Genomic DNA, 9,526 nt, shown 5'->3' with positions numbered 1-9,526 from the left:
GCGCGGCCGGCCCCCCCCCCCCGGGGCGGGGCCCCCCCCCGGGCCGGGGCCCCCCCCCCCCCCCCGCCCCCGGGGGGGGGGGGGGGGCCCCGGGCGGTGTCCTGCGGCCGCGGCGGGCGGCCCGTTACTGCGGCGTCACGTAGGCGCCGGAGATGCCGCCGTCGACGAGGAAGGTGTTGGCGGTCATGAAGGACGAGTCGTCGGAGGCGAGGAAGGCGACCGCGGCGGCGATCTCCTCGGGTTCGGCGAAGCGGCCGAGCGGGATGTGGACCAGGCGGCGGGCGGCCCGCTCCGGGTCCTTGGCGAACAGTTCCTGCAGCAGCGGGGTGTTGACCGGGCCGGGGCAGAGCGCGTTGACGCGGATGCCCTCGCGGGCGAACTGCACGCCCAGCTCGCGGGACATGGCCAGCACGCCGCCCTTGGAGGCGCTGTAGGAGATCTGGGAGGTGGCGGCGCCCATGACGGCGACGAAGGAGGCGGTGTTGATGATCGAGCCCTTGCCCTGGCGCTGCATGTGCGGGATCGCGTACTTGCAGCACAGGTAGACGCTGGTCAGGTTGACCTCCTGGACCCGCTTCCAGGCGTCCAGGCCGGTGGTGAGGATGGAGTCGTCGTCGGGCGGGGAGATGCCGGCGTTGTTGAAGGTGATGTCGAGCCGGCCGTACTCGTCGACGGCCCGCTGGAAGAGGTCGCGCACCGCGTCCTCGTCGGTGACGTCGGCCTGGATGAACAGGCCGCCGACCTCGTTCGCGGCCTTGGCGCCGGTCTCCGCGTCGAGGTCGACGCAGACCACCTTAGCGCCCTCGGCGGCGAAGCGGCGGGCGGTCGCCAGGCCGATGCCGCTGCCCGCGCCGGTGATGACGGCCACCCGGCCGTCGAGTCGCTGGGTCATGGTGATCATTCCTCCGTGGAGATGAAGACGTTCTTGGTCTGGGTGAAGGCGTCGAGGGCGTCCGGGCCGAGTTCGCGGCCGAGGCCGGACTGCTTGAACCCGCCGAAGGGCGTGGTGTAGCGCACCGAGGAGTGCGAGTTGACGGAGAGGTTGCCGGCGTCGACGCCGCGCGAGACCCGCAGCGCACGGCCGACGTCCCTGGTCCAGATGGAACCGGACAGTCCGTACTCGGTGGCGTTGGCGATGCGCAGGGCGTCCTGTTCGTCGCGGAACGGGACGACGGTGACGACGGGGCCGAAGATCTCCTCGGTGAAGGCGGGGTCGTCGTGCCGTACGGGCGCGAGCACGGTCGGCGGGTACCAGAAGCCGGGCCCGTCGGGCGCGCTGCCGCGGATGGCGACGGCGGCCCCGTCCGGGACGTAGGCGGAGACCCGGGCCCGGTGGGCGGCGGAGATCAGCGGGCCCATCTCGGTCTTCTCGTCGGCCGGGTCGCCGACCCGCACGCCGCGCACGGCGGGCTCCAGGAGCGCCAGGAAGTCGTCGAGGACGGATGCCTCGACCAGGATCCGGGAGCGGGCGCAGCAGTCCTGGCCGGCGTTGTCGAAGACGGCGTAGGGCGCGGTCGCGGCGGCCTTGGCGAGGTCGGCGTCGGCGAAGACGATGTTGGCGCTCTTGCCGCCGAGTTCGAGGGTGACGGGCTTCACCTGGGCGGCGCAGCCCGCCATGATCTCCTTGCCGACCCGGGTCGAACCGGTGAACACGACCTTGCGCACGTCGGGGTGGGTGACGAAGCGCCGGCCGACGACCGGGCCGCGGCCGGGCAGGACCTGCAGCACGCCTTCCGGGATCCCGGCTTCCAGGGCGAGTTCGCCGAGGCGCAGGGCGGTGAGCGGGGTGAGTTCGGCGGGTTTGACGATGACGGTGTTGCCGGCGGCCAGCGCCGGGGCGAGGGCCCAGGCGGCGATCGGCATGGGGAAGTTCCACGGCACGATGACGCCGACCACGCCGATCGGTTCCTGGAAGGTGACGTCGATGCCGCCGGCGACGGGGATCTGCCGGCCGAACAGCCGCTCGGGCGCGGCGGCGTAGTACTCGATGACGTCCCGCGCGTTGCCCGCCTCCCAGCGGGCGTTGCCGATGGTGTGGCCGGCGTTGGCGACCTCCAGGGCGGCGAGGTGCTCGCGGTCGGCGTCGACGGCGGCGGCGAAGGCGCGCAGCAGCCGGGCCCGGTCGGCGGGGGCGACCCGGCGCCAGGTGTCGAAGGCGGCGCGGGCGCGGGCGACGGCGGCGTCGGTCTCGGCGAGGCCGGCCAGTTCGACGGTGGTGATCACCTCCTCGGTGGCGGGGTTGACGACCTCGTGGAGGTCCGGTTCGGTCATGGAGCTGTCTCCCTGTGCGTGGAGGTGGTCTGGCCGGCGGCGACCAGGGCCTGGAAGAGGCGCAGGTCCTCGGGGTTCGCCTCGGGGTGCCACTGGACGCCCAACGCGAAGCGGTGGCCCGTGAGTTCGATCCCTTCGACGGTGCCGTCGGCGCTGCGGGCGGTGACCTGCAGGCCGGCGCCGAGCCGGTCGACGGCCTGGTGGTGGTAGCAGGAGACCTCGGCGGTCGGCCCGAGGAGGCCGGCGAGCCGGCTGCCCGCCACCAGGGTGACCCGGTGGCGGACGTAGCGGGCGGGGACGATCTGGTGGTTGCCGTCGGGCAGGTGCTGCAGGAGGGTGCCGCCGAGTTCGACGTTGAGCAGCTGCATGCCGCGGCAGACGCCGAGCACCGGCAGGTCGCGGGTGAGGGCGGTGTGCAGGAGCAGGCTCTCCCAGCCGTCGCGGGCGTGGTGCGGCGGGCCGGTGCGCGGGTCGGCGTCGGCCGCGTACCGGGCCGGGTCGATGTCCGGTCCGCCGGCGAGGACGAGTCCGTCCAGGGCGTCGAGCAGGTGGTCGGCGCCGCCGGGTTGCGGTGGCAGTAGCACCGGGGTGCCGCCGGCGCGGACGACGGCGTCGACGTACGTCTGGGGCACGAGGGAGGCGCGCTGGTTCCAGACGGACCAGGCGGCGTCGTCCTGGTAGCTGGTGATGCCGATCAGCGGTCGGCGGCGGTCGTCGCGCGTCACAGCCGCTCGAATCCGCGGCGCCGTTCCCAGTCGGTCACCGCCCTTTCGTAGGAGGCCAGTTCGGTGCGTCCGGCGTGGGTGTAGTGCCGGACGACGTCCTTGCCGAAGGCCTCGGTGGCGACGGCGCTGCGTTCGAAGGCGTCGACCGCGTCGCGCAGGGTGGCGGGCACCCGGGGCGCGGCGGAGGTGTAGGCGTTGCCGGTGAACTCCGGTTCCAGTTCGAGTTGTTGCTCGATGCCGTGCAGTCCGGCGGCGATCAGGGCGGCGACCGCGAGGTACGGGTTGACGTCTCCGCCGGGGACGCGGTTCTCGAAGCGCAGCGACTGGCCGTGGCCGACGACGCGCAGGGCGCAGGTGCGGTTGTCGCGGCCCCAGGCGATGGCGGTGGGCGCGAAGCTGCCGGGCACGTAGCGCTTGTAGGAGTTGATGGTGGGGGCGAGCAGCAGGGCGAAGTCGGCGAGGCAGGCGAGCTGTCCGGCGAGGAAGTGCTCCATGGTGCGGGAGAAGCCGTGCGGGCGGTCTCCGGCGAACACCGGGGTGCCCTGGTCGTCGCGCAGGCTCAGGTGGATGTGGCAGGAGTTGCCCTCGCGTTCGTCGTACTTCGCCATGAACGTGAGGCTGCAGCCCTCCTGGGCGGCGATCTCCTTGGCGCCGGTCTTGTAGACGGCGTGGTCGTCGCAGGTGGTGAGGGCGTCGGCGTACTTGAAGGCGATCTCGTGCTGGCCGAGGTTGCACTCGCCCTTGGCGGACTCGACGGTGAGGCCGGCGCCGGCCATGCCGTTGCGCAGCCGGCGCAGCAGGGGCTCGATCCGGCCGGTGCCGAGGATGGAGTAGTCCACGTTGTACTGGTTGGCCGGGGTGAGCCGGGCGTAGTCCTTGTCCCAGGCCTGTTCGTAGCTGTCCCGGAAGACGATGAACTCCAGCTCGGTGGCGGCGTGGGCCTGCCAGCCGTAGCCGGCCAGCCGGTCGAGCTGGCGTTGCAGGATCTGGCGCGGCGAGACGGCGACGGGGCTGCCGTCGTGGTGGACGACGTCGCACTGGACCATGACGGTGGCGGGGTGCCAGGGGATGGTCCGCAGGGTGGCGAGGTCGGGGCGCAGCGTCAGGTCGCCGTAGCCGTTCTCCCAGGAGGAGACCTCGTACCCGTCGACGGTGTTCATGTCGACGTCGACGGCCAGCAGGTAGCCGCAGCCCTCCGCGGCGCCGGGCACGACGTCGTCGAGGAAGTACTCGGCGGCGACGCGTTTGCCCTGGAGGCGTCCCTGCATGTCGGTCATGGCGAGCACGACGGTGTCGACGGATCCGTCGGCGACGCGGGTGCGCAGCTCGTCGAGGGTGAGCCGGGGGCTGGTCATCGGACCTCCAGTTCGGTGTCCAGTGCGTCGGGGTCGGACGGTGCGCCGTGGACGTGCGGCCCGGTGAACCAGTGCCGGGCGGAGGCGAGCCACCAGATGCCGGCGAAGCCGACCACGACGGCCACGGCGATCGGGGTGTAGTTGAAGCTGTCGACGGTGATCGGGCTGGCGGTGGGGAGCATGAACAGGACGGTGATCACCGCGGTCCAGGCGACCGCGACGATGCCGATCGGCCGGCTCCACCGTCCCAGGTGCCAGGGGCCGCGGGTGAAGGCCTCGCCCTGGCGCAGCCGCAGGTACACCGGGATGACGTAGGAGATGTAGAGGCCGATGACGGAGATGGAGGTCACGGCGGTGTAGGCGGTGGTGTTCCAGAGCGCGGGCAGTCCGAGCAGCAGCGCGCCGCCGGTGGCGAGCCAGACCGCGTTGGTCGGGGTCTGGGTGCGCGGGTCGATGCGGTGCCACAGGCGGGAGCCGGGCAGTGCGCCGTCCCGGGAGAAGGCGTAGATCATGCGGGAGTTGGCGGTGACGGAGGCCATGCCGCAGAAGAACTGGGCGCCGATGACGATCAGCAGCAGGACTTCGGCTCCGCCGGCGCCGATCGCGTCGATGAAGATCTGCGCGGGCGGGACCTGGGTGTCGCTGTTGAGCGCGCCGTCGTAGTCGCGGATCGCGAAGGTGATGCCGAGCAGCAGGATCCAGCCCGCCGCCAGGGAGACGGTGATGGCGTTGACGATGCCGCGGGGGCCGGAGCGGGCGGCGTCGTGGGTCTCCTCGGTCATGTGCGCGGAGGCGTCGTAGCCGGTGAGGGTGTACTGGGCCATCAGCAGGCCGAGCATCGCCACGTAGAACTGGTTGTGGAAGCCGGTCCCGTTGACGAACTCGGTGAGGACGAACGAGGCCGAGGCGTGCTGGTCGGGGAGCACGGCGAGGGCGCCGACGATGATCGCGACGCCGATCAGGTGCCACCACACGGACACGCTGTTGAGGACGGCGACCAGGCGCACCCCCAGGGTGTTGAGCAGGCCGTGCGCCAGCAGGATGACGGCGAAGATCTCCATGGTGTGCGCGGGACTGGCCTCGATGCCGAAGCGCAGCGTGAGGAAGGCGTTGGTGAAGAAGGCGGCGCCGAAGTCGACGCCGGCGGTCACCGCGACCTGACCGAGGAAGTTGAACCAGCCGGTGAACCAGCTCCAGGCCGGTCCGCGGCTGCGGCTCAGCTTGGCCGCCCAGTAGTAGAGCCCGCCGGCCGTCGGGTAGCTGGAGCAGATCTCGGCCATCGCCAGCCCGACGCAGAGCGTCAGCAGGCCGACCACCGGCCAGCCCCAGATGATCAGGGCCGGGCCGCCGGTCTTCATCCCCGTCCCGTACAGGGTCAGGCAGCCGGAGAGGATCGAGACGATGGAGAAGGAGACGGCGAAGTTGGAGAAGCCCGACATCGAGCGGGCCAGTTCCTGGGTGTAGCCCAGCTCGCGGAGCCGTTGTTCGTCGGCGGAAACGGGGGCGGTGTCCGCCGGAAACGGTTCGGGGGCAGGGTGGTCGGGTGAGCGTGCGTCGGTCATGGGCACCCCTGGGGGTTGAGGGTGTGCCGGGGAGCACGCGGCCACGACGGCGTGGCACGGGTCGCCCCGGCGGGTTCGACGGTCTGACGGCTCTTCAATGGTCTGGAATCAGTCCATTGGGTGGGTGAGCAGCATCGTTCCGGCTGCATCGGGGCCGCGTCAAGAGCGACGGGGGAACACGTCCGGGAAACCCGTTCGTAGGTACGATTCCGGCGTGGACGTGGACGAAACGCGTGAGCGGGCCCGGCTCGACTGGCAGGCCGGGGCGATCTTCCGCCCGGTCCGGACCGGCAACGCCTTCGAGGAGACCGTCGAACGGCTGCTCCAGGCGATCAAGCTCGGCGTCTTCGGCTTCGGCGACCGGCTGCCCGCCGAACGGGACCTCGCCACCCGCCTCGGCGTCAGCCGGGAGACCCTGCGCGAGGCCCTGCGCACCCTGCAGCAGGCCGGCTGCGTCGAACCCCGCCGCGGCCGCTACGGCGGCACCTTCGTCACCTACCTGATGCCCGCACCGGACGTCGACGACCTGCGCCGCGCGGCCCGCGACCTCGGCGGCGCACTGGAGGACGCGCTGACCTACCGCCAGGTGCTGGAGACCGGCGCCGCCGAGGCCGCCGCCCGCCACCCCCTCACCCCCGACCAGCGCGCCCACCTGGAGAGCCGGCTGGCCGAACTGGAGGAGGCACCTCCGGAGCAGTACCGCCAGCTCGACTCGCGCTTCCACCTCGCCATCGGCGAACTCACCGGCTCCCCCACCCTCGCCGCCGCCATCGCCGAGGCCAGGATGCGCCTCAACGACCTGCTCAACGCCATCCCCATGCTGGACCGCAACATCGAACACGCCGCCGAGCAGCACCGGGCGATGGTCCGGGCCATCCTCGACGGCGACGGCGACGCCGCCCGCCGGGCCACCGAGGAACACCTCGCCGCGACCGCCGCACTGCTGCGGGGCTTCCTGGCCTGAGACCTCCCGGGACGCGCGGGGAATCGCCGGGGCTCCTGACCGACAACGTTCAAGTAATCAACGGACTCCGGCTTAAGAGCCGCTTATGGTGACAGACATTGACGTGTCCGGGTCCGGGCGGGAGGGTGATGGGCAGCCGGCGCAGCGCGCGCCCGCGGCCCTCCCCCCACCTCCCCCACCGCCCCCCGGAGCCCCCGTGATCACTCGCAGGACCCTGCTCGGCGCCTCCGTCGCGGCCCTGACCGCGCCCGCGCTGTTCGCCCTGTCCCAGTCCGCCGACGGCAGCACCACCCCGCAGCGGCTCGACGTCGACCTCGTCAACACCGTGTCGTCCCAGCCGGTCCACGCCTACGTCCTCGGCCTCGACCCGGCCCAGGGCAACAGCTGGGCCTTCCTGCGCTCCGACGGCAGCACCCTCTACCACCCGCCCTCCCCCGGTGCCCCCGGCGCCCCGCTCGGCGCCGACTGCGCCATCGCCCTGGGAGCACCCGGCGACACCCCGCGGCGGATCCACCTTCCGTACCTCTCCAGCGGCCGGATCTACTTCTCCGTCGGCCGCGAACTGACCTTCCTGATCAACCCGGGCCCGGGCATCGCGCTGCCCTCGGTGAGCAACCCCACCGACCCCAACATCGCCACCGCCTACGGGTTCTGCGAATTCACCTACGGGCCCGACCAGTTGTACGCCAACATCAGCTACGTCGACTTCGCCGCCGTCCCGATCGCCTTCGACCTCACCACCGGCAGCGGGCGGCAGAGCGTCAGCGGACTGCCCGTCGGCGGCCTGGAGTCCGCCGCGGACGCGCTGCGCACCCAGGCCGCCGCCGACGGCGGCGACTGGGCCCGACTGATCGTCCCGGACTCCGCCGGCCGGACCCTGCGCATCCTCAGCCCCAACACGGCGATCAGCGCCGACCCGTCACTGTTCGACGGCTACCTGGACAGCTACCTCACCGCCGTGTGGCAGAAGTACCGGAGCACCGACCTGGTGATCGACACCCAGGCCGGCTGGGGCACCGTCACCGGCCGGGTCGGCAACGGCGTTCTCACCTTCCCCGGCGTCGGCGGCTTCGCCAAACCCTCCACCGCCGCCGTCTTCAACTGCAGTTCGGCACCGTTCACCACCGGCAACGACCTGATGGGCAACCTGAGCGCACGGCTCGCCGCCGCCCTCAACCGCACCACCCTGCTGGACGACCCGCACCAGCCCGACGGCGAGAACCCGGCCGCCTTCTACACCGCCGCGCGCACCAACCACTACGCCCGCGTCCTGCACGCCACCAACCCCGACCACCTCGGCTACGCCTTCCCGTACGACGACGTCCACCCGGCCGGCGTCGACTTCGAGGGCAAGGTGCAGTCGGCGAACCCGACGCTGCTGTCCGTCACCGTCGGAGGCGCCCAGGGCCCGGTCGGCCCCGGGCCGTCACCCCAACCCGGCGGCGGGACCAGCGCCTTCGCCACCATCCGGGCAGAGTCCTGCAGTTCGCAGTCCGGCACCGCGCTGGAGACCTGCGGCGACACCGGCGGCGGCCGCGACGTCGGCTGGATCGCGAACGGCGACTGGCTCGCCTACACCGGCGTGGACTTCGGCAGCTCCGGCGCGACCCGCTTCCAGGCCCGCGTCGCCTCCGGCGCCGCACCCGGCGTCAGCGGACTCGTCCAGGTACGGCTGGACAGCCCGACCGCCGCACCGGTCGGCAGCTTCGCCGTCGGCACCACCGGCGGCTGGCAGACCTGGCGGACGGTGCCCGCCGACATCGCCCGGACCACCGGCACGCACACCGTGTACCTCACCTTCGCCAGCGGGCAGAGCGCCGACTTCGTCAACCTCAACTGGTTCACGTTCGGCTGATCGGCACGGGCCCGGCCGGTCCGGGTCCGTCCGACTCGGTCCCGCCGAACCGGACGGACTCGGACCGGCCGCCACCGGCGGTCCTCCATCCCGACGGCCGCCGGCGCGTCCCCCTCGCGGGCCGGGCCGACGGCACCACGCGGCACGCCTTCGTCCACGGCCTGCTCCACGGACACGAGCGGCACACCGCCGACGCGGCGCAGCGACGGCCGCCGGAGCTGCGCCGCCGCGCGGACCGGCGCAAACTCACCCGGCTGCCCCGGGCACCGTCGTCCGGCCCCCGCGGCCCTCGGCACCTCCGAACACCCCCCGCAACCCCGCGACGACCGTCGACCGGTTGCCCGCCGCGCAGGCGGGCAGCGGGCGGACAATGGACCCCCACCCGGTTTCGGTCCGGGACCGGATGCGCGCTGAGGACGGGATGTGGTCGTGGTGGCAGGGGATGCGGCCCGCTGGATGCTGACGTTCCCCGGACCCGTGGGATCCCACGGCGAGCAGGACACGGTGGTGGTGGAGCGCCAGGCCGGGCACGGGCCCCACGGGCACCCGGTGTACACGGACACGGACCGAAGGGTGCGGGTCGAGATCGACGAGGAGGGCCTGGTCCACGTCCTGGAGTGCCTGGACCGGCCGGTGCCGGACACCCCGGTCCATGCCCACCCCTTGCGCTGACCGGGCCGCGGCGCGGGGGGGGGGGGGGGGGGGCGCGCGCCGCGCGGGGGCGCGCCCCGCCCCCGGGGCGGCCGCCCCCCCCCCCCCCCCCCCCCCAGGGGGGGGGGGCCCCCCCCCCCACG

Annotated in this window: 8 protein-coding genes; 3 read left to right on the top strand and 5 right to left on the bottom strand. The window is 72.9% G+C overall.

All coding sequences use genetic code 11. The annotated features are described in order from the left end of the window. Window positions 1–124 precede the first annotated feature (124 nt). From ACFV0O_RS02505 to ACFV0O_RS02485, 5 genes are read right to left on the bottom strand one after another with little or no spacing between them, the layout of a single operon-like run. Entirely contained in the window at window positions 125–892 is a 768-nt protein-coding gene (locus ACFV0O_RS02505; RefSeq protein ID WP_350520760.1) for a 3-oxoacyl-ACP reductase, read from the bottom strand. Window positions 893–897: 5 nt separating this feature from the next. Continuing rightward, window positions 898–2,271, bottom strand: a complete 1,374-nt coding sequence (locus ACFV0O_RS02500) for an aldehyde dehydrogenase family protein (RefSeq protein ID WP_380335240.1) — start codon at window positions 2,269–2,271, stop codon at window positions 898–900. Next, window positions 2,268–2,996 (bottom strand): gamma-glutamyl-gamma-aminobutyrate hydrolase family protein, encoded by a 729-nt coding sequence (locus ACFV0O_RS02495; RefSeq protein WP_380335238.1) that lies wholly within the window; start codon window positions 2,994–2,996, stop codon window positions 2,268–2,270. The genes ACFV0O_RS02500 and ACFV0O_RS02495 overlap by 4 nt, the downstream gene beginning before the upstream one ends. Then, the gene (locus ACFV0O_RS02490) at window positions 2,993–4,351 is read right to left on the bottom strand and encodes a glutamine synthetase family protein (protein ID WP_380335237.1); all 1,359 of its coding nucleotides are present in this window, start codon (window positions 4,349–4,351) and stop codon (window positions 2,993–2,995) included. Before ACFV0O_RS02490 ends, ACFV0O_RS02495 begins: the two co-directional genes overlap by 4 nt. Beyond that, window positions 4,348–5,913, bottom strand: a complete 1,566-nt coding sequence (locus tag ACFV0O_RS02485; protein WP_380335234.1) for an amino acid permease — start codon at window positions 5,911–5,913, stop codon at window positions 4,348–4,350. The genes ACFV0O_RS02490 and ACFV0O_RS02485 overlap by 4 nt, the downstream gene beginning before the upstream one ends. A 220-nt stretch (window positions 5,914–6,133) precedes the next feature. On the opposite strand from ACFV0O_RS02485, the gene ACFV0O_RS02480 reads away from it, so the two are divergent. The 3 genes from ACFV0O_RS02480 (at window position 6,134) to ACFV0O_RS02470 (ending at window position 9,404) form a co-directional block, all read left to right on the top strand. Continuing rightward, window positions 6,134–6,877, top strand: coding sequence for a FadR/GntR family transcriptional regulator (locus tag ACFV0O_RS02480; protein WP_380335372.1), 744 nt, complete (start codon window positions 6,134–6,136; stop codon window positions 6,875–6,877). 196 nt (window positions 6,878–7,073) lie between these two features. Continuing rightward, the gene (locus tag ACFV0O_RS02475; protein ID WP_380335231.1) at window positions 7,074–8,732 is read left to right on the top strand and encodes a beta-1,3-glucanase family protein; all 1,659 of its coding nucleotides are present in this window, start codon (window positions 7,074–7,076) and stop codon (window positions 8,730–8,732) included. A 429-nt stretch (window positions 8,733–9,161) separates the two neighbouring features. After that, on the top strand, window positions 9,162–9,404 hold the full coding sequence (locus tag ACFV0O_RS02470) for a DUF6296 family protein (RefSeq protein ID WP_380335229.1): 243 nt from the start codon (window positions 9,162–9,164) through the stop codon (window positions 9,402–9,404). Window positions 9,405–9,526 lie beyond the last annotated feature (122 nt).

The sequence above is a fragment of the Kitasatospora sp. NPDC059577 genome (genome assembly GCF_042735475.1).
GTDB lineage: Bacteria > Actinomycetota > Actinomycetes > Streptomycetales > Streptomycetaceae > Kitasatospora.
Note: the sequence above shows the minus strand (reverse complement) of the source record. Positions and strands in the feature narration are given on the sequence as shown.

Bases quoted from the DNA above. Each gene is read 5' to 3' on its own strand.
- ACFV0O_RS02505 (WP_350520760.1), bottom strand. From the start codon at position 892: ATGACCCAGCGACTCGACGGCCGGGTGGCCGTCATCACCGGCGCGGGC.
- ACFV0O_RS02500 (WP_380335240.1), bottom strand. From the start codon at position 2,271: ATGACCGAACCGGACCTCCACGAGGTCGTCAACCCCGCCACCGAGGAG.
- ACFV0O_RS02490 (WP_380335237.1), bottom strand. From the start codon at position 4,351: ATGACCAGCCCCCGGCTCACCCTCGACGAGCTGCGCACCCGCGTCGCC.
- ACFV0O_RS02485 (WP_380335234.1), bottom strand. From the start codon at position 5,913: ATGACCGACGCACGCTCACCCGACCACCCTGCCCCCGAACCGTTTCCG.